24 protein-coding genes are annotated in these 24,672 nt (G+C 63.5%); 14 read left to right on the top strand and 10 right to left on the bottom strand.

Annotated elements, in window-relative coordinates; genetic code table 11:
• Positions 1-32 precede the first annotated feature (32 nt).
• Positions 33-353 (top strand): hypothetical protein, encoded by a 321-nt coding sequence (locus H0O21_RS06950; RefSeq protein ID WP_255440930.1) that lies wholly within the window; start codon positions 33-35, stop codon positions 351-353.
• Here the strand turns inward: H0O21_RS06950 and H0O21_RS06955 are convergent.
• Positions 301-1,107 carry a lipopolysaccharide assembly protein LapB gene (locus H0O21_RS06955; RefSeq protein WP_185189160.1) on the bottom strand — a complete coding sequence of 269 codons (807 nt, stop codon included), beginning with the start codon at positions 1,105-1,107 and terminating at the stop codon, positions 301-303. The genes H0O21_RS06950 and H0O21_RS06955 overlap by 53 nt on opposite strands.
• A gap of 161 nt (positions 1,108-1,268) precedes the next feature.
• Here H0O21_RS06955 and H0O21_RS06960 point away from each other — a divergent pair, with 161 nt between their 5' ends.
• From H0O21_RS06960 to H0O21_RS06980, 5 genes are read left to right on the top strand one after another with little or no spacing between them, the layout of a single operon-like run.
• Positions 1,269-1,928 (top strand): hypothetical protein, encoded by a 660-nt coding sequence (locus H0O21_RS06960; protein ID WP_185190922.1) that lies wholly within the window; start codon positions 1,269-1,271, stop codon positions 1,926-1,928.
• Positions 1,928-2,602, top strand: coding sequence for a hypothetical protein (locus H0O21_RS06965; protein WP_185189161.1), 675 nt, complete (start codon positions 1,928-1,930; stop codon positions 2,600-2,602). The genes H0O21_RS06960 and H0O21_RS06965 overlap by 1 nt, the downstream gene beginning before the upstream one ends.
• The gene (locus tag H0O21_RS06970; protein ID WP_185189162.1) at positions 2,595-3,812 is read left to right on the top strand and encodes a LarC family nickel insertion protein; all 1,218 of its coding nucleotides are present in this window, start codon (positions 2,595-2,597) and stop codon (positions 3,810-3,812) included. Before H0O21_RS06965 ends, H0O21_RS06970 begins: the two co-directional genes overlap by 8 nt.
• Entirely contained in the window at positions 3,806-4,792 is a 987-nt protein-coding gene (locus H0O21_RS06975) for a lysylphosphatidylglycerol synthase domain-containing protein (protein WP_185189163.1), read from the top strand. Before H0O21_RS06970 ends, H0O21_RS06975 begins: the two co-directional genes overlap by 7 nt.
• Before the next feature lie 30 nt (positions 4,793-4,822).
• On the top strand, positions 4,823-6,265 hold the full coding sequence (locus H0O21_RS06980) for an MFS transporter (RefSeq protein WP_185189164.1): 1,443 nt from the start codon (positions 4,823-4,825) through the stop codon (positions 6,263-6,265).
• A gap of 68 nt (positions 6,266-6,333) precedes the next feature.
• Here H0O21_RS06980 and H0O21_RS06985 read toward each other — a convergent pair whose 3' ends face one another.
• The gene (locus H0O21_RS06985; RefSeq protein WP_185189165.1) at positions 6,334-7,230 is read right to left on the bottom strand and encodes a cation diffusion facilitator family transporter; all 897 of its coding nucleotides are present in this window, start codon (positions 7,228-7,230) and stop codon (positions 6,334-6,336) included.
• A 7-nt stretch (positions 7,231-7,237) separates the two neighbouring features.
• Here H0O21_RS06985 and H0O21_RS06990 point away from each other — a divergent pair, with 7 nt between their 5' ends.
• Positions 7,238-8,257: an esterase-like activity of phytase family protein gene (locus tag H0O21_RS06990; protein ID WP_255440931.1), complete on the top strand. Its 1,020-nt coding sequence runs from the start codon at positions 7,238-7,240 to the stop codon at positions 8,255-8,257.
• Between the two features lie 15 nt (positions 8,258-8,272).
• Positions 8,273-10,441 carry a PhoX family phosphatase gene (locus tag H0O21_RS06995; protein WP_185189166.1) on the top strand — a complete coding sequence of 723 codons (2,169 nt, stop codon included), beginning with the start codon at positions 8,273-8,275 and terminating at the stop codon, positions 10,439-10,441.
• On the opposite strand, the gene H0O21_RS07000 is transcribed toward H0O21_RS06995, so the two are convergent.
• From H0O21_RS07000 to H0O21_RS07020, 5 genes are all read right to left on the bottom strand, one after another.
• A complete protein-coding gene (locus tag H0O21_RS07000) occupies positions 10,420-11,988 on the bottom strand; it encodes an iron ABC transporter permease (protein ID WP_185189167.1) in 1,569 nt (522 codons plus the stop codon). The genes H0O21_RS06995 and H0O21_RS07000 overlap by 22 nt on opposite strands.
• Positions 11,985-13,025 (bottom strand): extracellular solute-binding protein, encoded by a 1,041-nt coding sequence (locus H0O21_RS07005; RefSeq protein WP_185189168.1) that lies wholly within the window; start codon positions 13,023-13,025, stop codon positions 11,985-11,987. Before H0O21_RS07005 ends, H0O21_RS07000 begins: the two co-directional genes overlap by 4 nt.
• Before the next feature lie 103 nt (positions 13,026-13,128).
• Complete coding sequence (locus tag H0O21_RS07010) at positions 13,129-13,275, bottom strand: hypothetical protein (RefSeq protein WP_185189169.1); 147 nt, start codon at positions 13,273-13,275, stop codon at positions 13,129-13,131.
• Positions 13,276-13,434: 159 nt separating this feature from the next.
• Positions 13,435-14,565, bottom strand: a complete 1,131-nt coding sequence (locus H0O21_RS07015; RefSeq protein ID WP_185189170.1) for a GTP-binding protein — start codon at positions 14,563-14,565, stop codon at positions 13,435-13,437.
• Positions 14,566-14,615: 50 nt separating this feature from the next.
• A complete protein-coding gene (locus H0O21_RS07020; RefSeq protein ID WP_131454562.1) occupies positions 14,616-14,906 on the bottom strand; it encodes a 4a-hydroxytetrahydrobiopterin dehydratase in 291 nt (96 codons plus the stop codon).
• Between the two features lie 59 nt (positions 14,907-14,965).
• Here H0O21_RS07020 and H0O21_RS07025 point away from each other — a divergent pair, with 59 nt between their 5' ends.
• On the top strand, positions 14,966-15,208 hold the full coding sequence (locus tag H0O21_RS07025; RefSeq protein ID WP_185189171.1) for a hypothetical protein: 243 nt from the start codon (positions 14,966-14,968) through the stop codon (positions 15,206-15,208).
• Between the two features lie 10 nt (positions 15,209-15,218).
• On the opposite strand, the gene H0O21_RS07030 is transcribed toward H0O21_RS07025, so the two are convergent.
• Positions 15,219-16,133 (bottom strand): histone deacetylase, encoded by a 915-nt coding sequence (locus H0O21_RS07030; RefSeq protein ID WP_185190924.1) that lies wholly within the window; start codon positions 16,131-16,133, stop codon positions 15,219-15,221.
• Between the two features lie 65 nt (positions 16,134-16,198).
• Between H0O21_RS07030 and H0O21_RS07035 the strand changes: the two genes are divergently transcribed.
• The 4 genes from H0O21_RS07035 (at position 16,199) to H0O21_RS07050 (ending at position 19,922) form a co-directional block, all read left to right on the top strand.
• Positions 16,199-16,450, top strand: a complete 252-nt coding sequence (locus tag H0O21_RS07035) for a hypothetical protein (protein WP_131454560.1) — start codon at positions 16,199-16,201, stop codon at positions 16,448-16,450.
• A gap of 56 nt (positions 16,451-16,506) precedes the next feature.
• Positions 16,507-16,683 carry a hypothetical protein gene (locus tag H0O21_RS07040; RefSeq protein ID WP_161567576.1) on the top strand — a complete coding sequence of 59 codons (177 nt, stop codon included), beginning with the start codon at positions 16,507-16,509 and terminating at the stop codon, positions 16,681-16,683.
• 166 nt (positions 16,684-16,849) lie between these two features.
• Positions 16,850-18,760, top strand: coding sequence for a recombinase family protein (locus tag H0O21_RS07045; RefSeq protein ID WP_185189172.1), 1,911 nt, complete (start codon positions 16,850-16,852; stop codon positions 18,758-18,760).
• 91 nt (positions 18,761-18,851) lie between these two features.
• Positions 18,852-19,922, top strand: coding sequence for a type I restriction endonuclease (locus tag H0O21_RS07050; RefSeq protein ID WP_185189173.1), 1,071 nt, complete (start codon positions 18,852-18,854; stop codon positions 19,920-19,922).
• A gap of 257 nt (positions 19,923-20,179) precedes the next feature.
• Here the strand turns inward: H0O21_RS07050 and H0O21_RS07055 are convergent, their stop codons facing one another.
• Positions 20,180-20,989: a hypothetical protein gene (locus tag H0O21_RS07055; RefSeq protein ID WP_185189174.1), complete on the bottom strand. Its 810-nt coding sequence runs from the start codon at positions 20,987-20,989 to the stop codon at positions 20,180-20,182.
• An 83-nt stretch (positions 20,990-21,072) separates the two neighbouring features.
• A complete protein-coding gene (locus tag H0O21_RS07060; RefSeq protein ID WP_185189175.1) occupies positions 21,073-23,124 on the bottom strand; it encodes a hypothetical protein in 2,052 nt (683 codons plus the stop codon).
• Positions 23,125-24,150: 1,026 nt separating this feature from the next.
• Between H0O21_RS07060 and H0O21_RS07065 the strand changes: the two genes are divergently transcribed.
• The gene (locus H0O21_RS07065) at positions 24,151-24,666 is read left to right on the top strand and encodes a hypothetical protein (RefSeq protein ID WP_185189176.1); all 516 of its coding nucleotides are present in this window, start codon (positions 24,151-24,153) and stop codon (positions 24,664-24,666) included.
• The last annotated feature ends 6 nt before the right edge of the window (positions 24,667-24,672 follow it).

Consider the following 24,672-nt stretch of genomic DNA (forward strand, 5'->3'; position numbering starts at 1 on the left):
CCTTAGCATTCCTGCACCGTCGCAGGTCAACGATGTTGCGAGTGCTGCAGGCTCTGCAAACCGCCGTTGCGGTGGTTGCCTTCACACCAGCTGTGTTGCAGGGGGGGGCAGCCCAGGCGCAGAGTCCTCTCGGTGGATATCAGACCCAGCAGGAAAAGGAGATCTACAACACGGTTCCCGGCAACCGCGATGGCGGATCTCCTCTGGATGCAACCAATCCCATGGATCTGATGAATCGCCTGCGGCAGGCCACCTCCATGAACGACGCGACTGATCCGGCCGATGCGATCGATGCCGCACTCAAGGGGTATGCAACGGAGAATCCTGCTGCTGGTCCTTCGATGCGTCCTTGATGGACGCACCCTTGATCGTCACCGGCATGGCGATGCGCGCTGGGGTGGTGCTGCGAGCTGACTCCAAGGCCCAGCGCGTGGCCAACCCATGAAGCGGTCGTTGGCTCGATTCGTGAGCTGTCTGACGCTTGCTTGCCTGATGAAGCAGCTCCTGCGCTTCGGCGGATTTTCCCTGGTCTTGTCTCAGCAGCGCCAGGGCCAGGAGAGGACGCGCATCGTCTGGGGCGTCCTGGGCCAGGGTCAGGTAGGTGTCTGATGCATCCGTGAGCGAACCGGTCTGGCGCTGGAGATCAGCCAACAGCAATCCGAGGGGCACCCGCTGCTGTTTCGGGAGGGTTTGCACTCGGACCTTGATCAGCTCGATGGCCTCGTTGCCTTTGCCCTGGTTGAGGTCTGTCAGCGCTTTCATCTGGAGCACGTCAGGCTCGTTGGGCTGAAGCCGTAGCAGCAAGTTCAGCTGCTGGTCGGCCGCTTGCCGCTGGCCTGCCCGCAGCAGCAGCTGGCTGTAGAGCAGTCGCCAGCGCCAGTGTTTCGGTTGCTTTTCCAGCTGCTGACGCACCAGGCTGATCGCTTCGCGATGTCGGCCGAGGGCGATCAAGCGTTCAAGAAGTCTTCGCTCCTCAATGCCATCAAGGCTGCCCTTGCGCCGGCGGATCAGTAGCTCTTCGACCTCACGGTCGATCTGGGCTCTGGTGGCGGAGTGCAACGGGGGCGGTTGCAGCATCGGGGTGAGCATCCAGCCGCAGCCAGCCATCAGAACCAGCCCGACACACCATGCCCATGGAAACCATCGTTGTCGACTGTGTTGCCGGGCTACCACGTCGCTTGGCTGGGTGGATGAAAGCGGTTTCAGTCTGGGGGGCTTCTCCTGTGCTGGCTACAGTTGTGATGGGCTTATGGATGCCCTTTTTTCTGATGCGCGACCATCCGATCCCCCCGGTCACCGAACCGCTCCAATACCGGGCCATCGGTCTCGTCCGCGCCACTTATCGGCCGGAGGATGACGATCAGTTCACCCGGGGCCTGCTGGTGGATGACCAGGGCCAGGAGCTTGAAGCCGTCGTGCTCGGTCGGATGCTGACGCTGATGCGCCGTCATCTGGCCATGGAGGTGCCTCACCTCTGGGTGGTGTATCCCCGGTCCCGAGAAGCGGGTCATCTGCACCTTCAGATTGCTGGGATCTGGGAACCCAGCACCCTCCAATCGGGCGATTCCGACCAGGAAGCTCTTCAAGACTCCGCTGCAGCTGATCAACTTCCGGAGGGAGATGATTACTTTTCAATTCGCGGTGAATTGATCTTCACCAAACCGGAGACGGGAGATTTGGTGGTGAAAGTGCGTCAGCAGCCGCGTGCTGACGGCAGTCGCCCCCTTCCCTTCAAACTCCAGCTCAAGGGGGAGATCCCTCTGGATGTGCTGCGTCACTTCGTCAGCCTGCAGGTGCGCCGTCAGGGGCAGGATCTGCATGTGGAGTCCCATGAGGTGATCGCCCCAATGCCGACCAGAGGTGGCAAAGGACGGGGCGGAGCGGCTCGGAAGGGTGGAGGACGGAGCCGCCCACCGGCCCGCGCCTGATGGCGTCATCGCCCGTTTCCGCCAGCAGTGCCGGAGTGGCCGTGGCCGGGGCCACCGGTCTGGCTGTCTTTGGTCCGCTGCTCGGGCTTTCCCCCGCCTGGATCGCCCTCGGTCTTGGTGCTGGTCTGCTGGGGCTCACCCTTGATGCCTATCAGTGGCAAGGGCTGGGCGGCCATCTGCTGGCGGAATCCCTTCCAGGTGGTCGGGCTCGGTTGCGCCGAATCGCCAGCCACGAGGCGGGCCATTTGCTGGTGGCGCAGGCGGAGGCCTTGCCCGTGCTTCGGGTGCTGGTGGGGACACGCGCCTGTCTGCAAGCCGGGCTCCGGAGCAATGGAGCCACGGAATTCGCCTTGCCTGAGTCGGTGCGTATGCCCTTGGAGGATCTGCGGCGTTGGAGTCGCGTCCTGCAGGCTGGAATCGCGGCGGAGACCCTGCTCTACGGCAAGGCCCGCGGTGGAGCCGATGATCGGGCCTTGCTCGGACGGCTCTGGGGGCTGTCTGGCCACGATGTCGACACAGCGCAACGGGAACAACGCCGCGCTCGACGGGAGGTGGATCAGCAGCTGAGGCGAGAGCAACCTCAGCTCGAGCAGCTGCGCGATCAGCTGCTCGCAGGACCCGTCAGCTTCCAGGCCACGGATGAGATCAGTGGCGATGGCCTAAGCGATGGCTGAGCTTCTGGTCGACTGCCCCACGGGTCTGGCGGGGGACATGCTCCTGGCGGCTTGCCTGGATCTGGGCGTCCCCAGGGCTGTGGTGATGGAACCCTTGGCCGTGCTCGGTCTGACCGATGCCTTTGAGCTCCGGGTTGAAGAGGCCAGAAGCGGTGGTTTGCGAGGTCTGCGCCTAGCGGTGGACCTCACCTCTGAACCGCAGCCCCATCGCCGCTGGGGGGATCTGCGCCAGTTGATCGAGGGAGCCGCTCTGGCGATGCCCCTTAGAGATCGGGTGCTGGCGGTGTTTGCGGCCCTGGCCGCGGCCGAGGCCAAAGTTCACGGCGTGAGCGAAGACCAGGTGCACTTCCACGAGGTGGGAGCGATCGACAGCCTTGTGGATGTGGTGGGGGTCTGTGCCGCTCTGTTGCATCTGGCTCCGGAGCGCCTGCTCTGTAAGCCGCCGCCGGCCGGCCGTGGTTCGGTGGCCACCGCCCATGGGCGTTTGCCGGTACCGGTGCCGGCGGTGTTGGAGTTGGCCCGTTGCCATCACCTACCGCTCCGGGGCGGTGAGGAGTGCCCTGAAGGAGAGCTCACCACCCCCACTGGCCTGGCGTTGATGGCGGTGCTGGCTGATGCCTTTCAGGAGCCTCGCGCGTTCACCGTGGAGGCGGTGGGGGTGGGGCTGGGCCAGCGCCGTCTTGACCGTCCAAACCTGTTGCGCCTGATTCGCTGCTCCACCCAGTCGGCCGCCGCACCGGAGGCCCACTGGCAGGACCTGATTCAACAGGAGGCCTGGTTGGATGATCAGACCCCAGAAGACCTGGCGGTGCTGGCTGAGCGACTGCGTCAGGCGGGCGCCCTGGAGGTGACCACCACTCCGGTACAGATGCAGAAGGGTCGCCAGGGAATGGCCGTCACCGCCTTGGTGCATCCCTCCCAGGCTCCGTTGTTGCGACGGTTGTGGCTCAGCGACAGCCCAACTCTGGGATTGAGGGAGCGTCCTCAGGGACGCTGGGTGCTCGCCCGCCGGTCTGGTCATTGCCCCTCCCCCTGGGGAGCCGTGCGGGTCAAGCAGGTGCGGCGGCCTGGTGGTGATTGCACCATCAAGGTGGAGCATGACGAACTCAGACGGCTCAGTCTTCAGTCGGGTCAGACCCTTGATGCCGTTCGGCAGGTGGTTTTGTCAGCGGCGGACTGCTTTGAGCCCGAGGAGGACTGGCAATGGTGAAACGTTGGCTCGACCAGGCCAAGCGGGTGTTTCAGGTCAAGCGGGGGCTGCCCGGAGGTCTGCGGCTCTGGGTCACCCTGGCAAGCCTGGCCTTCATTGTTTGGGCGCTTGCGGGTCATATCCAAGGCCTCAGGGAGCTCAGTCTTCGTGGCCGCGGTTGGTGGTGGCTGGTGTTGGGGCTGGGCCTGAGTTGGCTGAGCTTGGTGGTCAATGGCTTGGCGTGGCGCACCTTGATCGACTGGCTTGGCCACAGGCCCGGCGACCTTGCCCTGGTGCCTCTCTACCTCCGCAGCAATCTGCTCAAGTACTTGCCTGGCGGCATTTTTCATTTCCTCGATCGTCTGCGGGCGCTTCAGCCCAAGCTCGGCACCAACCGAGCCCTGGTGTCGGTGCTGTTGGAACCGATGCTGATGGCCGTGGCTGCCCTGCTGTGGGTGCCCTTCGGTGGCTGGCAGGGGGGGCTCGCCCTGCTGACACCCCTGCCGGCCCTGCTCTTGCTGCCCCGTTGGCGGGAACCACTGCTGCAGCGTCTGGAGCGGGCGAAGTGGAAGCAGCTGCAGCGGGCCGCTCCGGAGCTCGGGGGTGCAGACCCTGGTGTCCTGGGCAGTGGCCGTCGTGGGTATCCCTGGGGGCCGATGGCCATGGAGCTGCTGTTCGTGCTCTGCCGTTTCGGTGGTTTCTGGTGCTGCGTGAAGGCCTTTGCGCTGGCGGATGGACATCCGATCGGGGTCTGGCTGGCGGGCTTCGCGCTGGCTTGGACCGTGGGGCTGGTGGTACCCGCTGCCCCGGGGGGCCTCGGGGTGTTTGAGGCCGTGCTGATTCTGCGCCTGGGGGCCATCGTGCCGGAGGCGCCGCTGCTTGCTGTGGCGCTGTCCTATCGATTGATCGTCACCCTTGCCGACGCACTGGCGGCAGGAGCGGTTGTGCTCGATGAGCGCCGACCCTTAAGCAGGGGTTTGCTTCGGGTTGGCGATCGCTGAGCAGCATGCCTTGGTGGTGTTGCGCTTCTCGTGAAACACAAGCATTCCGTTCAGGCTTACATCGAGGATGTTCCCGTTTGGGATGACGGGTCGCCGCTGGCTGGCCCACCGCTCTCCTCCATGCAGTGGCTGGTCTGGTCCCTGGCCACGGCGGGCAAGTTTTTCGAGGGGATGATCGTGTTCATGCAGGGGGTGGGATTACCCCTGATCACCAGGGAGTTCAGCCTTACCGATTTCGACAAGGGTCTGGTGACGGCGGCCACCCTGGCCGGAATCCTCCTGGGTGCGCTGCTCCTGGGGGGGCTGGCTGATCGGCTTGGGCGCCAACCCGTTTTCATCGGTGAGATGGTGCTGCTGCTCATCGCGCTCCTGGTGGCTTCAGCGGCGCCCTCGAAGGGCGTGTTGATCGCCAGTTTGTTTGTGATCGGGCTGTCGCTTGGGGCTGACTATCCCACGGCTCATCTGGTGATTTCGGAGAGCATCCCGGCCTCGATCAGGGGCCGGCTGGTGCTCGGCGCTTTCAGCTTCCAGGCCATCGGTGCCGTGCTCGGGACGGCGATCGCATCGACTGTGCTCGGCTCGATGGCGTCATCGCCCAATGCCCTGGATGCCTGGCGGGTGTTCTTCCTGGTGCCAGTGGTGCCCGTGGCTGCCGTGATTTGGGGGCGTCTGTTTCTGCCTGAGAGCAGTCATTGGCTGGTCAGCCGTGGTCTGCCGGAGAAGGCGGAGAAGCAGCTGCGCAAACTGCTGAATCGTCAAAACCTCACCCTTGCCGGTGTGGACCGCCTTGAGGAGATCGACGCCCAGCAGCGCAGCCATGACTGGACCAAGTTGTTTCGGGGCAAATATCTGCGTTCGACGATCCTCACCTCGGTGCCCTGGTTCCTGCAGGATCTCTCCACTTACGGGATCGGCATCTTCACGCCGGTGATCATCGCCACGGCTTTTGGGGCCCAGAGCCATGAGCACACTGTTTCGGCCCTGATCCACAACGACATGATCGGTGCCCGTGGCACGGCATTGATCGATGTGGGATTCCTGGTAGGCATCGCTGTGGCGATCCTGCTGGCCGATCGCTGGGGGCGTATCCCGCTTCAGGTGACGGGGTTTGTCGGTTGTGCGGCTGGGCTCTTCATTGCGGGCCTTGGCGGCAGCGGCTCCACCATCAACCTGCCGCTGGTGGTCGCAGGGTTCCTGTTGTTCCAGTTCATGACCAACTTCGGCCCCAATGCCACCACCTATCTGTTGGCAGGCGAGGTGTTCCCCACCAAGATTCGTGGCCTTGGGGCTGGTTTCGCTGCGGCCAGCGGCAAGGTTGGTGCCGTGTTGACGGCGTTCTTTTTTCCCACTCTGCTTCAGGTGTGGGGCACGGACAAGCTGCTGATGGTGTTGGTGGTGACCTCCCTGCTCGGTGCTGTGGTCACCTGGATTTACCGGATCGAGCCCAAGGGCCGCGATATGGAGAGCATCTGAGGCGCAGTTGTTGCGTTCAGAGCTTTTTCATCAACAGCCTTCTTATGCATCAACAGCCTTCTAACGCATTAACAGCCTTCTCTCGCACAGGGACTTGCCGGGCTTTCGATCTGGATCGTGCAATGGTCGATTCCGAGGTCGGCCAAGGCATGGTTGGCCTCCTGGAGTAGGCAGTCGTCGTTCCAGGCGTGATCCGCCGGACGGACCAGATGAACGGTGAGGGCCACCCGGGAGCCTCCCATCGACCAGATGTGCAGGTGATGGAGTGCTTCCACGGCGCCGAGGCTTCGCAGCGTTTCGCGCACGGCATCGGCATCGATGCGGTTCGGAACCGCATCCAGGCTTTCGGCCAGCGAATCCCGCAGCAGCCGCACCCCCAGCCAGGCCACACTCAGCCCGACCCCAAGGCCGGTGAGCGGATCCAGCCAGGTCCAGCCCGTGGCTCCCGCTAGCAGGGCGCTCAACAGCACGGCCGCCGAGACCGCCGCATCACTGAGCAGGTGCAGGACGGCGGCACGACGGTTGAGGTCATGCTGATGGTGATGGCCAAACAGCCGCGCTGAAACGAGATTCACCACCAGTCCGGCTGAGGCTGCCCAGGCCACCGGGCCTGCCACCAGCGGTTCTGGTCGGCCGAAGCGCTGAATGGCTTCCACGCACACCACCGCTGACGCCATCAGGATCAACACCGCATTGCTGACTGCCGCCAGTTGGGTGGACCGTCCGAATCCGTAGCTGAACCGTTCGGTGGGTGGGCGTCGGCTCAGGTGCTCAGCCCCCCAGCCCAGCAGCAAGCCGGCCACATCGCCGAGGTTGTGGAGGGCATCGCCGATCAGCGCGATGGATCCGAAGGCGATCCCCACCACGATCTGCAGACCGCTCAGCCCGCCATTGAGGAGCACTGTGAGCCTGAAGGCATCGCGACGGCCACCCGAGCCGTGATCATGGTGGTGATGATGGGCCACGCATCCCGTGCCGCTTTCCCTGATCCTGCCCTGTCCGCCCGAGGCCGGCTGGGAATTGATCCGCAGGCAGGAGTTGCCGCGTGCTGCAGATGATGGCTTGCCCCTCGGTGGGTTCTCAGCGATTGCCTACCAGCCGGAAGCCGATCGTTTCTGGCTGCTCAGTGATGCCCCCCAGGGACATCTGGTGCCCTTTGGTGGTGTGGCCCGCTGGATCCGCTCCGGCACACCTCTGCAGCCGGGGACGCGTCTGCTCCTTCGTGATGGTGGCGGTGAGCCCCTGCCCAGGCGTTTCGATGGGGAGGGCCTTGTCTTGCGGGGCGATCAGGCTTGGATCGTGAGCGAGGGCAGGCGCAGCAAGCGTTGGCAGGGCCAGCGTCCTCCTCAGCTGCTGCGCTTCTCGATGGCTGATGGTCGTCTGCAGCAGGAGATAGCCCTGCCAGTGGCCTGGCGCTTCGCCCCCGGTCGGGGCCTGGAGTCGAACAAGGGGCCGGAGGCGCTCAGCAGCGACCCTGATGGCGGTTTGCTCCTGGGGGCTGAGGCTCCTCTGAGACAGGACAGGACACAGGACGATGTCGACGTTGTGCGGCTTGCCCGCCGCGCACCCGATGGGCAGATGCAGGAGCTCGGCCGGTTGTCGATCGGTCCTGCCGGAAGCGCCAGCTTGCGCTCTCAGGGGCTCACCGAACTGCTCACTCTGAAACAGCCGCGTGGCCTCCTGGCCTTGCTGCGCAGCTATGTTCCGCCCTCTGCCTGGACGGCTCAGCTGCAGTGGTTGCCTTGGCCGGCCGGACCGGCTGCACCACCGCTTCGCCCTTTGGCGGGCTGGGATCTTCTGGCCTCAGGTCTGCCGCCGGACAACTGGGAGGGCATGACCTGGGGGCCGCGGCTGGCGGATGGTCGTCGGGCTCTTGTGCTGGTGAGCGACGACAACTTCAATCCTGCTCAGCGAAGCTGGGTTGCGGTGCTGGCGCCACGGCGTACTGCAGCTTGCAGCGCTGTGGCCCTGCCGCCTGTTCCCTCCTTCTGATTCGCTTCTCTCCCCATGCGCCGTCGCTCTGTGCTCAGCCTGCTCGGCCTCGCTGGGGCCGGACTGTTGGCCAGTCGCACCGAAGCCCAAAGCGTTGGTGTGCCGAAACCTCTGGCGAAAACTCTGGGCAAAACCAAAACAGTGCAGGCCGGGACCTGGCCGTTTCAGCCTGTGCCGACGCCCCTGCCGGTGAGCAGCGATGGTCTGGCGGCGCCTCAGCAGCAGCAGCATTACCGGCAGCTGGCGGTCGAGGATCGTCTGGTGGTGCCGGAGGGGTTTCGCAGCGATCTGCTCGCCGCCTGGGGGGATCCCCTGGCGCAGGGTCGCTTTGGCTTCAACAACGACTACCTGGGCTTTGTGCCGCGTGGGGAGAACGAGGCGCTTCTGGTCGTGAACTTCGAATACATCAGCCCGCTTCCCTGGGTCGATGGCTTTGCAGAGGTGGTGGATCAGCCCCTGCCCTGGCAGGCACTGGTGTCGGCCCTGGCAGCTCGTGATGGTCTGATCGATGCCAGCCGCCTCCCCGCCGATGACCCTCTGCTGGGCCTGATCCGCGCGGTGACCGATCAGGCGATGGCGGATCTGGGTGTGGGGGTGATCCACCTGCAGCGCGATGGTCAGGGGATCTGGCGACGGAGCGTTGACCGCCGGGAACGGCGGGTGGATGGGCTGGCCGGCTGGCAAGATCCCGCCCAGCGCCTGCAGGCCACAGGGCCGGCCACGGCGGTGTTCGCAGCGCCCCAGCGTCTGGGTTACGACGATGGTCTAGGGGTGGCGGTGATCGGTACCTTCGCCAACTGCGCCGGTGGCACCACCCCTTGGGGCACAGTGCTGAGTGCAGAGGAGAACTTCCAGTCGCAGGTGCCGGAGGCTGTGTACGCCGATGGCAGCGCCTCGGAACCCGGGGCCATGCCCCTGGTCTGCCGGGCCGGCGCCCTGGCAGGCCTTGGCAATCCCTACGGGCTGGCTGGCAACAAGTACGGCTGGATGGTGGAGCTCGATCCGTCGGATCCCGGCTCGACTGTGCGAAAGCACACGGCCCTGGGTCGCTTCCGCCATGAGGCGGTGGCGATGCGGGCCACGGCCGGTGAGCCACTGGTGGTCTATTCCGGCTGTGACCGCAGGGGTGGCCACCTTTACCGCTTCGTGAGTGAGAGTCGCGTGACGCGCCCGGAGGATCCCGCTAACTCCCGCCTGCTGGAGGCGGGGGAGCTCCAGGTGGCCCGTTTTGCTGCTGATGGCACCGGCGAATGGTTGCCCTTGCTGCCGCAGACACCGGTGCAGCCGTTTGCGCCAGGGCGGTTTCAGGCGGCTGGCCTCAGCTGTCCAGTGGAACTGCCCCATTCCGACCGTGCTCGCGCCGGTGCCGAGCTGTTCCGTGACGATGCGGCGGTGGCTGCCTATGCCCGGCGGTTCCCTACTCTGGCGGACCTCTATCGCGGCGATGGGGAGGCCTTGCAGGGCGCGATTTTGATTGATGCGCATCTGGCTGCCTCGGCCATCGGTGGAACCCCCACGGCCCGTCCGGAAGATACGGAGATCGATCCGATCACAGGGGATCTGCTGGTGGCGTTCACCTCTGGTGCTCCTGGCAGTAGCGGCGGTGCCGACCCGGCGATCTTCAGCGGTCCCAGGGGTGAGGCCAGTTGGGGCCATGGCTGGGTCATGCGCCTGAGTGATGAATCCTCCCGGTTCCGTTGGCGCATGGCCGTGACCGGAGGGGAGCCCTGGGCCGGTGGACTTGGTTTCACCAATCCCGACAACCTGGCGATTGATCGCGGGGGCAACCTTTGGATCGTGACGGACCGCTCCACGAAGTCCGCCGCCAGTGATCAATTCGGCAATAACAGCTGCTGGTTCATCCCCCGTTTGGGGGATGGGGAGTCAGCGGCTTGCTTTGCGATCGGTCCGATGGAATCTGAGCTCACCGGACTCTGCCTCGATCGGCAGGAGCGTGCCCTGTTTCTGGCGGTGCAGCACCCCGGTGAGGTGAACGGGCGCCGTCTGGCCGGTGCTGAGGAGTATCAGGCCCACCGTCTTCAAGACCGAGATGGCGTCACGATCGAGCAGCTTCGCCGGGTGCCTTTGGGTTCCAATTGGCCTTCGCAGGCGCCGGGGCGCCCTCCCCGTCCAGGGGTGGTGGTGGTGCAGCGCCTCGACGGTCAACCTCTGCTGGGTGCTTGATCCCGCTGCTGCCGTTCCAGGCCTGGGATCAAGGCCAGGGAGGCAACAAGACCCAGAAGCAGGATCATCAGAGCTGGCCAGAGGGCGGCGGCCAACCGCTCATCGCTGGCGTACTGAAACACCCGCACAGACAGGGTGTCGAAATCGAAGGGGCGCAGGGCGAAAGTGAGGGGCAGCTCCTTCACCGTGTCGACGAACACCAGAAGTGCTCCGACCGCCATGGGGCCACGCAGCAGGGGGAGATGCACCCGCTGGAGCACATCTGGCCAGCGGCAGCCCAGGCCTGTGGCCGCTTCATCAAGGCTGGGGGAGAGGCGCTCCAGGGCAGCGTCCAGCCCGCCTTTGGCGACGGCCAGAAAGCGGTCGCAGTAGCCCCAGAGCAACAAGAGCAGAGGAGCGAGACGCCAGGGACCGCCTAGGAGCAGCAGGGCGAGGGCGAGCACAGCTCCGGGAACGGCATAGCCCATGCCAGCGAGAAAGGTCAGGCTGCGCAGCCATGGAGCGCTGCTCCAGCGTTTGGCGATGGCCAGCACCAGGGCTGCCGTGAGGGCTAGCCCAGCTGCCGCGAGGGCAAGGCCGAGGCTGCGTCCAGCCAGCAGCAACAGTTCAGCACTGAGCCCTGACTTCAGCTGATCAACGTTGACAGCAGCCCAGAACAGCGGGATTCCCAGGCTGAGCAGCGGGGGGACCAGGGCCAGGGCCTGGGCTGCAAAGGCGCGCTGACCCTGCAGGGGCCAGGAGGGTGATTCACCACCGGCCACCCCATCCGACCAGCGACGACTGCGTCGTCGCAACCGCCGTTCACCCACCAGCAACACCATCACGATCGCCAGGGTGATCAGGGCAAGACCCACGGCACCGGTGGGATTTCCCTCCGCTTGCCAGGCCTGGAGGATTCCGGCCGAGAGGCTGGGGATGCCGAGCAGCTGCACGGCGCCAAGTTCGTTCACCACCTCCATGCCCATCAGGGCAATCCCGGCACCGATGGCTGGGAGGGCCATGGGAAGGGCGATCCGTCGGAAGCTGTTCCAGGGGCCGACCCCCAGGCAGCGGCAGGCCTCCAGTTGGCGACGCCCGCAGATCGTGAAGCTCTCGGTGCTGAGCAGAAAAACGTAGGGGTAGGTGCTGAGGGCCATCACAAGAACCCCCCATCCCAGTCCATGGATGCGGAGGCCCTGGCGGCTTCCCAGGTCGATCAGGGTGGCGGCAAGCAGATAGGAGGGGCTGGCCAGGGGGAGGAGCTGGGCGATCCGTAACAGTCGTCGACCCGGAAAACGGCAGTTCGCCAGGAGCCAGCCATTGGCTGTCCCCAGCAGCCCTCCCAGGAGCGCTGTGCCCAGGAGCAGCAGGGTGGTTCCCCTCAATTGCAGGCCCCCGTCAGCTCCCAGGCGGGCGGAACCGTTGGTCAGCCCCTGCAGGCCCTCGCGCAGCAGCCCGGCCACAGGCCACAGCGCCAGCAGGGCGAGCAGCAGGGCGCCTGCGCTCAGCAGACGCCGACCAGGCCGCCAAGGCCTCCCTTGGGTTGCGGTCAGCCTTGAGCTGCTCATTGCCAGCCGTTGGCCGTCATCAGTTCGAGCGCCTTGCCATTGAGTTCACCGAGACGGGCGGCGGAAACATCAGCTTGCCGGAACGGACCCCAGGCCTTCAGCACTGGGTCATCGCCGAAGCCTTTGATCGGATATTCATGGTTGGCGGCTGCGTAGCCCCCCTGGGCCTGATGGGAGGCAAGAAATTCAAGGAAGCGACGGGCTGCCGCTGGCTGGCGACTGCCGCGGGTGACGCCGGCCCCGGTGATGTTGACGTGAACCGGGTCGGGCCAGACCACCTTGACCTTGGTGGAGAGGCTGCGATCGGTCTCCCCTGAGTCGCCTGCCTGCAGTCGGCCCAGGTAGTAGCTGTTGGCCAGGGCGACACCGCAACGCCCCTGGGCCACGGCCCTTATCATGGGGGTGTCACTGCTGAAGACCGGCTGCGCCAGATTGGCCACCATGCCGCGGATCCAGGCGGCTGTGGCTGCATCTCCTTGGCGATCGAGCACAAAGGCCACCAAAGACTGGTTGTAGACGCTGCGGCGATTGCGCAGGCAGAGGCGGCCCTTGAGGGCGGGCTGGGCCAGTTTCTCGTAGCTGTCGACCTCGGAGGGCTGCAGAGCCGCCGGGTTGATCATTGGGGCACGCAGGCGGCGGGTGAGGCCAAACCAGCGGTTCGCTGGATCCCTCAGATCGGCCGGGATCGCCGCTTTGAGCTTGTCCGAATCCACGGCTTGGAACAGGTTCAGGTCGGCCGCACGATCCAGGCGGGCTGCATCGGCAAGGATCAGCACGTCTGCCGGCGATTCCGATCCCTCGGAGCGAAGCCGCTGAATCAGGGCGTCGTCCTTCGCTTCCAGCAATTTCACCTTGATGCCGGTTTCAGTGGTGAAGCGGTCGTAGAGCGCCTGGTCGGTGTTGTAGTGGCGACCGGAGTACACGCCGATTTCCTGTTCGCTTCGGTTGCCGCAGGAGGCCAGGAGCCCTGAGCTGAGCAGCAGCAAGGCAAAGGCTGAGAGGCGACCCATCCGGGCTTTGTTGAGACTGATCCGCATTTGCGAATGGCAACTGGTTGCGAATGATACTCAATAGCCGCCGCTGGCGGCGGGCAAAAAAAATCCCCGCCAAGGCGGGGAGTTGAGTTGGGGTTCACAGGGCTCAGCGGCGCTGCTGACGAACCGGAATCGGAACCAGGGCGGGCTCCATCAGGCCGCCTCCACTGTTGTCATCGTCGGAATCGACCAGAAGCCAGAAGGCAACACCTAGAACGATGAGCAGGGTGCCTGCAGTGAGAAGTTCAACCATTCCCTCTCCCGGTCGAACGCCACCCTAATCACCTTCGCGGGATTCCGCCTGTGACCAATGCTGCGGTTTACAGCCCTGCTGCGGTTTACAGCCCTGCTGCGGATTACAGCCCTGCTGCGGTTTACAGCCCTGCTGCGGATTACAGCCCTGCTGCGGTGTTCAGCCGAAGCCCTGACCGGCATCCTTGGCCACGCAGGCCTGCAGCTGTTTGCGCAGCAGGGCGTGATCGAGATCGCGACCGATCAGGACCAGCTGGTTCTTGCGCTCGCCGGGCCAGTCGCTGTCATCGATGGAGAAGCGTTTGCCAGCCAGGTGGAAGACGTGGCGGCGATCGCTTTCGTTGAACCAGAGAATCCCCTTGGCGCGGAACACCGACGCCGGCAGTTGATTGTCGAGGAAGTTCTGGAACTTGCGCAGGGCGAAGGGGCCATCGCTGCTGAAGGAGAGGGAGGTGTAACCCTCGATCGCTAGATGATCGGCGTTGCCCTGACCGTGGTGATCATGACCGTGGTGATCGTGATGCCCGTGGTCATGCCCATGGCTGTGGTTATGCCCATGGCTGTGGTCATGCTCATGGTCATGACTGCAATGGCCATGGTCGTGATCGCAGTCGCTGTGATCGAGGCTCGGGTCGCTGGAGGCGCTGACCACGCGGTCTGATTCGAACAGCCCCACGCTCAGCAGCAGCGGCAGTGGAACCTCACCTTTGACCGAGCGCAGGATCCGGGCGTCTTTCTTCACCTCCTTGAGGCTTGTCTCGAGCGCCTGCAGACGCTCCTCCTCCACGAGATCGGTCTTGTTCAGCAGAAGAATGTCGCCGTAGATCACCTGGGAGCGCCCCACCTCGGTGTCGAGAACCTCGGGGCCGAAGTTCTCAGCGTCAATCAGGGTGATGATCGAATCCAGTCGGGTTTGGTCGCGCAGCTCGCTACCCAGAAAGGTCATGGCCACGGGCAGAGGGTCGGCCAGGCCAGTGGTTTCGACGACCAGATAGTCCACCGGGTCAGGGCGTTCCAGGATCCGATCCACCGCCTCCAGCAGTTCGCCATTGATCGAGCAGCAGATGCAGCCGTTGCTGAGCTCCACCATGTCTTCGCCGGTGCTCACCACCAGATCGTTATCAATGCCGATCTCGCCGAATTCGTTCACGAGGACGGCGGTCTTGACGCCGTCTTGATTGCTGAGGATGTGGTTGAGCAGGGTGGTTTTTCCAGCCCCCAGAAAGCCGGTGAGGATCGTCACCGGCACGCCACCGGCCTGAATCGCTGTGCTGGTTGGGGTGGCTGTCATGGTCGCTGCGGGGGAAGCCGACGAAGTCCAGCCCACCATGCTGGCAGGCCTCAGGCAGGAGTGATGCGATCGATCGCTTCGGCCAGGGCTCGGTCGAGACTGGAGAGTCCCCCGAGGTCGTGGGTGTGCAGCTGAATGGTCACCGTTGCGTAGACGTTGCTCCAGTTGGGGTGATGGTTCATGGCCTCCGCTAGGAGGGCGACCCGGCTCATGAAGCCCCAGGCCTCACTGAAATTGGCGAAGGTCCATTGGCGGGTCAGCTTTCCATCGACGATCGCCCAAAGAGGCAGCTGATGGCTGAGTGCTGCGCATGCATCTGGGCTGAGCAGGGTGGCGGCCATCGCGGTGACGCACGGAGGATCAGACCTAGTCTTGCGCTCAGAACCCGCCGTCAGCTCTGATGCGCCGGACTGTCCTGACGCTTGCCTTGTTCGGTGCGGCCATTGCCTGGCTTCCCTTCCGGGCGCATGCCCAGCGTGTGGTGCCCAAAATCGCCGATCTGTGCCCCATGGGCTACGTCGATACGTTCAACGGCAAGTGCAGCACCTTGGGTCTGGTGACCTACACGGTGAAGCCAACCAATGGCAAGCCTTGCCCCTCCGGCTGGATGAATGTGGGCGGCGGCTACTGCCGTCGGAAGTGAAGCGTTCGGCTCAGATGGCATAGAGCCTCGCTTGCTCCAGGGCGGCTCGCACGATCAGCGCATGCCGCTCCACGAGCGGTTCAAGGGAGTCATAGCCGCCGCCAATCACTGTGGCGACGGGAATCGAGCGTCGCAGGCAGGCATCCAGAACCAGCCTGTCTCGTTGCAGGAGACCCTGATCCGTCAGAGCCAGCCTGCCCAGGCGGTCGTCCCGGTGGGGGTCGACGCCGGCGTTGTAGAGCACAAGGTCGGGTCGGATGGCATCAAGCTGTTCTGGCAGGCGGTCTCCGATGGCCTGTTGATAGAGCTCGTCATCGGTGCCATCCGGCAGGGGAATGTCGAGATCGCTTTCACCCTTCCGCAGGGGGAAGTTGCTTTGGGCGTGTGCTGAAAGGGTGAACACGCGTGGATCAGCGGCAAAGCAGGCGGCGGTGCCATCCCCCTGGTGCACATCAAGATCGATCACCATCAGCTGCCGCACCACGCCATCCGCCAGAAGAGCAGCAGCGGCGACGGCGCAGTCATTGAAGATGCAGAAGCCGCTTCCGTAGCCGGGGTGGGCGTGATGGGTGCCACCCGCCAGATGGCAGGCGATGCCGTGGCGCAGGGCCAGCCTTGCCGTGAGCAAGGTGCCCCCGACGGCAAGCCAGGTGCGTTGCACCAGCTCCCGGCTTGCGGGCAGACCGATGCGCCGCAGGGCGCTGCGGTCGAGCTGATGGCGACTGAAGGCCTGGTGGTAATGGCGCCCGTGGACGCGCTCGATGTCCCTCCGGCAGATGCTCAGCGGCGTGTGCACCTGTTCTGGTCGGATCCAGCGTCGCTGCAGCAGCAGAGCATGGAGCAGACGGAATTTGGCCATCGGGAAGCGATGGCTGCTGGGCAGAGGGGCCGAGTACCGGGGGTGGTAGACGATCGGCAGGGGCACTTCGAGAGCTGCAGGGGTGCTGCGAGGGGAATGGGCCAAACTGCCCGGATTCCCTTCTAATCGCGATGGCGGAGACGCCTGATTTCAACAGTTCCGCCGAGCGGCGGGCCCGGTTCGGCAAGGTGTTTGCGCCGCGGGTGGAGAAGCTGATCGAGGATTTGCAGGCCGTTGCCAAGACCGCCAACCTCGAGATCTATGACTTCGATGAGGCGCTTGTGAAGAAGCTCTTTATCGAGTTGGCTCGGCGCTTTCGGGCGACGGCCCATCGATTCGGCATCGATTTCGAGATTTCCGTGGAAGGAGAAAGCGTGGAGTAGGGCTTGCAGGTCGGTCTCGCCGTGAGCCAGTCTTAAGACAATCTGTAGCCGTTGCTGTGAAGGCTGGACCCTCCTGTCCGATCCATCTGGGAACCCTGGACTCCCCTGACTATTGGACCGATAACGCCCTGGTGGCAGCGGTTCAGCCCGCCAGCGAGGTGGAGTGGCGTCGCTGGGCCACGTGGACAAGCGAGCAGCAGGCTCGGCGTCGCACCCGTGACCTGCGGCGCTAAGTCGCGGCCTGTTTGAGAGGGTGGTGAGACATTGGTGTTGATCGGAGTGAGCGGTCGTAGCAGCGCTTGGCAGCGCCTGGGCTACCATCTGAGGGAGACCAACCTGCTTGGTTCGATCCAGAGCACGCATTGAGCGTAGACTGTCCAAAGCTGATTTGGCTAGCAGTTGCTCCTCGTCCCTCTCCGCCGCGTCTCTTCCGGTGAGCAGGTCTCAGGGTCAGGACTGGCCCGTCAGTCCGATGCCATGGCCGCCTACGCCGAAGCTCGTGGCTGGGATCTCCACCCCGAGACCTACTCCGACGAAGGCGTCTCCGGCTTCAGCGGCGCCAACCTGGATGGCGACCTTGGCAGGTTCCTCGCCGACCTGAAGCGCGGCCACTTCGGCACGCAGCCAGTCGCCCTCGGTGTGGAAGACATCGACCGCCTCAGCCGTCAGTTCACCCTGGCGTTCCTGCCGGTCCTGATCGACCAGCTGATCAATGCTGGCGTCACCATCTCGGTGGTCAGCAAGGGCCGTGACTTCAGCAGGGAATCAATCAAGGCCAACGGCTTCGAGCTTCAGGAGCTGCTCCTCTATCTCCAGCAGGCCCATGAATTCAGCGAGAAGCTCAGCAGTCGCATCACCGATCACCGCGGGCGGATCCGTGCTTCCATCCGCGACGGCAAGCCCGCCAACCCCGGCACCGCCCCCAGCTGGATCTCCCTGGTCAATGGTCAATGGGCGCTGAACGGTTACGCCGGCGTCATCCGCGAAGTGATCGCGATGTCCCAAGCCGGTGATGGTGCCCCGATTATCGCCAAAACGATGAACGCTCGAGGCGTCATCAATCCCGGCACCGCCAAGAAACGGCGCACCAACCCCGATGCAGAGCCCCAGCCCTGGGCAGCCAATCACGTCCTACAGGTGCTCAAGCAACCGGCAATTCACGGCGCACGGCTGGTCGCCAAACCCGGCCACAACTCTCGGCTCCGCAACTGGAAAGAGGAGTGCGCGCGACTCAAGCGGCAAGGCAAGGCTGAATCAGAGCTGCCCCCTCGGCCTCAGCGCGAGTTCGAGTCAGAGCAACCGAATTACTATCCGGCGCTGCTCAGCGAACCCGAGCATCGACTTCTGCTGCAGCAGATCTCCGATCGCGCCAACCCTGGTCATTCACGCGGCGGTGCCTGTCGCTGGATTGGCCAGGAGCTGACCACTTGCAGCGAATGCGGTTCAGCCCTCAAGCACTTCCACAGCCGTGGCAGGAAAGGTGAGATCTACAACTACCTGCGCTGCGCCGGGAAGGAGCGGGGGATCTGCTCGGCGCCGCTGCAGAGGTTTGACCCGCTGCAGGCGCATGTTCTGACCCGCCTCTCGGTCGGCGTGCTCCAGGAGCTGCTTGGCCTTGATGCCACCGGGGCTCAGCAGCGGGAGCTGGCTGCGGCAATCGACGCCATGGAATCGAGAAGGGGAGATCTGGACCGAGTGAGCCTGCGCCACGCCGCTGGTGAACGGGCCCTGGAGGAGGCCGACGACCCCTCGGAACTCAAGGTGTTGGTCAAGCGGCAGAGCGCCTTGGAGATGCAGCTGGAAGCCGCCAAGCAACAGCTGGCCGATGCCGAGATCCAGGTGGAGCTGCTCAGCCGCAGGCCGCCAGCGGCGGAGGCAGCCGCTGAGATTCAGGAACATGTTTCCAAGCTGTTCAAAACATTCGACAAGGGTGAAGACACCTTCGAGCAACGCAAGTCGATCAATCAGCAGTTCAAGCGGATCGGCCTGAAGATTCAGGTTGACACCGCCGGAGGCCGGGTCGGCATGGCTATTGGTGATGGCGAATTGGACTGGCAGCCGCTGGCCCCTGCTGCTCGCCGGTATGCGCTCAACTCCGGCATGGTGGATCCCATCGCCGCCAAGGACACTGCCACTGGGCTGCAGGTGGCCGTGGCCGGTGGTCTGGAGTCCGGCGCCCCAGGGCCAGCAGCCGATGGCAGCAAGCCGGGTGTGGTGACAGTGATCACCAGCGAGGACGCCACCGAGGAGGCTGAGGTGCTGGAGCTGCTGCGCGAGCAGGGCTTGGAGCCGGTGGAGCAGGGTAGTTGAAGCCGGACAGGACTGCCTGAATCTTTCGCCGCAAGACCCGCTAATTCCCAGCCCGTGGTGTAGTGGTGGCATAAGCGCCCTTATTGCCCTAATGGACCTAATCGACCAGCTGCAGAACCTGGCCGCCAGGGCCGAGCAGACCGGCGACAGCCTCACCAATGAGGAGGCGACCAAGATGGCCCTGATCGCCCCCTTCATCCAGGCGTTGGGCTACGACATCTTCAATCCCACTGAGGTGAAGCCCGAGTTCAGCGCTGACCTGCCGGGCATCAAGCAGGGCGAGCGAGTGGACTATGCGGTGCTGGAAAACGGTGTGCCCAAGATCCTGATTGAGGCCAAGCCTTATCGGACTGACCTCAAGAGTGCAGAGAAGGGTCAGCTGTCCCGCTACTTCCAAGCCACGCACGCTCGCATCGGCATCCTGAGCAACGGCAGGCAGTTTCTGTTCTTCTCCGATCTCGACCGTCAGAACCTGATGGACGAGAAGCCGTTTACAGAGATTGACCTGGCCGACCTGAAGGCGGCACCGCTGGAGCAGATCAAGCAGCTCTCCAAGTCGATGTTTGATCTGGACACGCTGCTGTCCACTGCAGAACGCCTGAAGTATTTGCGTGGGGTGAAGGAAGAGATCAGAACCGAGCTGGCCGATCCGAGCGACTGGCTGGTGCGTGAGATGGCCCGCCGTGTTCACACGGCAGAGAGGGTGTCGGGGCAGCTGGTTGAGAAGTTCAAGCCTGTGGTGATCGACGCGATCAAGGCGGTCATCAACGACCGCATCAACGACCGCCTCAGCTCAGCCATGGAAGCTGAGAGAGAAGCGGCCTCGGCGGACGCCCCTGCAGATGCTTTCGTGGAGGCCGAAAGCTCCGAAGGCACTGACTTCACGGAGGAAGAGCGCGAGGGTCTCTATGTGGTGAGAGCAATCTGCGCCAGTGAGATCGACCCCGCCCGTCTCAGCGAGAAGGACACCAAGAACTACTGCAACATCCTGCTGGATGGGAACAACTGGAAGTCAATCCTGCGGATGCACTTCAACGGCCCCACCAAGAGGCTGGAAATCTTCGATGAAGCCGAGCCCAAGTTCGTGCAGCTTGAGAAGGTGCTGGACATCTATCAGCACAGCGACCGCATCAAGACTGCGCTGCGAGCAAAGCTCGGCTGAGCGGGGAGAGGGCACTGCGGCGAGCACTGCGGGAATCGGTAAAGCTCACGGTTGAGGCGGCTTGAGCAGCGTTAGACCCCCCAGAAGGATCAAGCTGCAACGGGCATGTCCTTCAACAGCAGCTGTTCCAGCGCTTCGCGCAATGTCTGCACAGCAGCCGCGTGTTGGCCACCACCGGCGGTGCGTCGCACAGCATCCACCATGACCGTTGCCTGGCGGTCAGGCCGCGGCGGGCAAATGTCATCAGAACACAAGCCCTAGCCGGCGCTGGGCCCAGTGGCCTGCAGTTCCTCAAACGCCTTCAGGATCTCGCTGGCCGCCATGGTCAGGAAGGGGTGAGGCTCTCGATCAAGCACCTTGACGGGTGCAGGCCATGGCTCAGGCGTTGCAGGTAGCTCAACGGATTGCGGCGGCGCAGGCTGAATGCAGGTCTCTGGCGCTGAGCCGGCTGCACGCTCACGCTGACGCCGTGCCAGGAGTCGCGTGTAGGCGACATGCTCCGCCAACTCCGGTGGTGGGTGCTGCTGAGCCCCCGGCAGTGCGTTCAACGCTGCTCGCGCAATGACCGCCCTTGCCCGCGGGAAACCAGGGACATGGATCGGCAGCCCCGCAACATGCGGCGGCAGTGTGCTGATCGCACGCCGTGCGTCCTCCTCGGCCTCGCTTGCATCCAGCGACCACCCATCAAGCACAACCGGCTGGCGATCCACCGGCAATGCGGAGTTTCTGCTGGTGTTCAGCCTGGCTGTCCACTTCTGCGCTGCAATCGCTTCGGCTTTGTCGGCACTGGTCTTGCACCAGGGATAGAAGCAGTTGGGAACCACCGCCCAGTAGATCGCATTGCTGCGCTGCACCCAGGAGATCTCCAGCTGTAGCCACTGCCGCACTTCCCCGTCGCGTTTCACAAATGCACTGCCGGGCAGCACCTCGGGGAACACCGGCCCAGAGTTCCGCTTCCGCTTTGGGACGCTCGGCCAATCAGCCGCCGCCATTGCCACAGCTTCCGGCGCTCTCCGCCGTTCGATCTCGCGTTGTTCACACAGCGCTGCACGCTCAGCAGGGCTCACCCGTGGCTTCGGTCTTGATCTGCGATGGGCCGCGGCATCCCGTGCCTGCTGGTTCTTCTTTGCCGCCGAGAACAATGCCCTGGTCATTGCGCTGCACCTCCGGCGGCAACCACCCAGCTGCGACCTCTTGTTGCCACGCCCTGCTTCTCCAGCTCCATCGAGGCCCGTGTTCGACGCTTCTGCCAAGTCGGGCTTGAGATCGAACGCTTGGTTCTCCGGCGCAACTCAGCCTTTGCCGCCATGAAGCTGACCACTTTCATCCCGTCCTTATCCGGTGTGGCGGCATCCAGCAGATCAAGCACAACCTGTTTCACCTCCTCTTCCCTGGACACAACTGGCAGGACTGGCTGGCCAACGCCTTCCCAGTTCACCAGCTCATAGTTGCCAAGCACCTGCCGGCTCAGTCGGACAAACTCCATCGGCTTGCTGCCTGGATCCCAGATCTGGCAGTACAGATTCATTGGGATGCAGCCACCATCGGATGATCGCCTGGCGGCACCACGCATTGCGGCCTGAATGAAATCGCAAACCATCTGCGAGCGGCGCAGTTCCACCAGATCCCAGGGCAGTACTTTCACGCCTTCATTGCTTTCCCCTGCTTCGCTCCAGCTGTGCATCTGCAACCCAAGCGCTGGCTGCTGAATCAGACCAAGCAAAAGCACATTCTCAAACAGCACATAGGCATTGGTCGCCTTATGCCGGCCCCAGGTGTCGATGGCCACTCGATGCCATGGCTGCAGCTCATCTCGATCCACGCAGATCAGATCAGCTGGGATGCCCGCACGGATCAACCATTTCCGAAGCCATGTGGCATGGTTCAGCTCAACGCCACCACGAAACCCTGGCAGGAAGGTGAACACTAACGCTCGTTCGCTGGTGGTGCGGTAAATGCGCAAGATCTCATCAACGATTGCCTTGCCCAGTCGCCTGCGTTTCACGGAATCAGTCATCGCTTCGCTGCCACAAGGCCCAGCCGCCATGTGGACTCGCAGTGCTGCCATATCCTTGAGCTTGTGCGATGGCACCTTGACCAGATCCATCAACCGACTTCGGCTGTAGCGGTTGGATGCGCTGGACAACAAATCAGCAGACCAGTTGGCATCCAGCGTCACAACGCTTTTAATCTCCTCCGGCCAGCACGGCACAGACTTACACACAACGGTTGATTCTTCGCCTCGCTTATGAAGCGCAACCTGCAAGTCAATAACTGAGCCGATCTCCGCCAGCATGCTCAGTGTTGAGGAAATTGCAAAATGGCTTTTCCTCAACTTGTTTGCCAGCACTTTTGTTGAGCCCGCCAACCGCTCGTCCATTGCGGGGACTTTGCACAAGCGCACGCTATGGGCCGGGTCGTTCTGTAGCTCGTCAGCCACGGCGACCAAGTTCTCCTCTAGCTCCACCAGGAACCCGCCCAGCCACTTGTTTTTGTCCATGACACGCTTGATGGCTGCCGTTGGCTGGTGGCAAAGCGTGTAAGCCGTATGGCGTATCGCATTCAGATCGGTGACATAGCACTCCGTGACATGCAGTGTTTCATCCTTGATCACCAACGCCCTTTTGCCGTGCTCGCCGATCTGCATGAATGGCTTGGCACCAACTGCAAACGGGATTCTTCGCGCCTCCTTGGCCCTTGCCTGCAGCTGCTGAGCGCACATCAGCAGGATTGGATACTTCGGACACTCATCACGCTCGATTGGCTGGATCTTCCGGTCTTCCAGTGTGTGGAATACGCCAAGCCATTCGCTGGCTTTCAGTCCTGCGCGATTCAGTGAACCTGACAGCGAGCGATGCACACTCTCCAGTTCATCTGTTGAATCAACTGCAAACAGAACACCTGGATAGCGGTCAACCCCCAAGCCACCTTCTTGAAACAGAATTGCCGATGCGATCAGGAAACCCTTGGCGGACTCTGACTTGCCAAAGCCGCACGGCACATCGAGCACAGGCGCATCAACCCAGCGCAGTGCATCTGCGATTGGACCGCCCTTGAGTTCGTCACGGAAGGCCGCCAGCGCTTCATCGCTTGGTCGCAAGAACTGAATGGCCAGCTGGTAGGCGCACAATTTCAACGCGATCAGCTGAACCGGCGTGTATCGGAGCGGGCCCTGCCCTGAATAGCTGGCCATGGCCGCCACCGTTGCCAAAAAGCTCAGCCGGGTCAGCTCCTCCAGCGTTGCGATCCCTGGATGCACTTCTGCCACTCGCCGAGCAGCGCCACGGATCCGCCCATGGGTGTCCGTCAGCCGGTCGATCTCGGATTCCAGCCCTGGGGCTGCGTTGCCCAATGCCAAGCCCTGCCTCTTTCGTGATTAATGCAAAGACTTTAGCTATTTCGTACAGATTAAGGGGTTGTCATTGCCGGCCACTGCGCTCGCTGCAGCAGGGCTCCCAAAACCCTCAATGACGGGCTCCGTTACGCCCATTTCTGAGCCACGGAGCCCGTCACCAACCCTTGGCGCGTATCTGAAAAATCCAGTCCCAGCCTGGTTTTGTGACCTCGCGCACCTACTGATTAATGCTTGACCCCTCTTTTAAAAAGTCCAAGGTGGGGTCGTTTGCATTAATCCCTGCCTTATCCACCCCCCTTCTTGGATTAGTCCAGCGCCTTCTGCGTACCCCTCCCTGGCTCGCCACGGATCGCGCCACGCTCTGGACGGCTTCGCCGCCCATCGCTTAGCGATCCGGGCTCCCTGCGGTCGGTCGCGTTTCTGCTGGACCAAAACTCCGATGGCCTGGATCTCGCTCCGCTCGATCCGCAGCCACCTCCGTCTCCGCGCTGGGTCAAGCCACTGCCACGCTCACGCCTAACCCCTGCGCTTCCCCCTGGTGGGCTACCTCTCGATCAACTCGGGAACCGTCTCACCATCCGGACTCACATCCCGCTGATCACGAACACATCGCCACACCCCTGCAAGCCACTACGCGATCCCGATTTCAACCGGGGCCAGCAACGACTGTTCACTGTCAGCAGCTGACAGCCAACTGCCTGTTGTGTCTCCGGCCTCCTGAACAGCTGATCCCTGCCCTGCCTGCTGGGATCTCTCTGGAACAGATGCTTGCCTGTGGTCTCCCTCTTGCCGAAACCAGGCATGGCTGGGCAATGCCAGCCTTCCTGCTGGAACCACTGCTCCAGCCAAAACGCTGAACACAGATCTGTTCAGTTGTCTTCTCTGCGCCACGACCAAACCGCTGGACACCCCACGGCCAGCCTTCCTGCTGGAACCGCTGCTGGGATCCCGCTGGAACCGCCGCTGGGATCCCGCTGGGGCTGTGTGTCTCCCGCCGGCAGGCGGCTGTTCCCGACATCGGCTGTTCCAGCCAAAACGCTGAACACAATCCCCTGGCTTGTGTCTTTGCCCTACGGGCCGGCACGCGCCCAGGCCCTTCGGGCACGCCGCTTCGCGGCTCTGGGCTTCGCCGAGCAGAAGCGGTGGGCTTTGTGTTCGGCTCCGCTGCGCTCCGCCTCACGCCCACCGCAACAGCCCCGCCAGAGGCCGCTGGAAGACCTGCTGGAAGACCTGCTGGACAACACGCTGGAACAACCGCTGGACACAGACGCTGGAGCTGCGCTCCCCAGTTCGCTCCGCTCACTGCTGGCCTTCCGCTGGAAGACCTGCTGGGCTTCGCCCTCAGACCGCTTCGCGCTCTGCTGGCAAAAACGCGGGATGATTCCCTAAACGCCT

The sequence above is a fragment of the Synechococcus sp. HK01-R genome, from assembly GCF_014217855.1.
Classification (GTDB): domain Bacteria; phylum Cyanobacteriota; class Cyanobacteriia; order PCC-6307; family Cyanobiaceae; genus Synechococcus_C.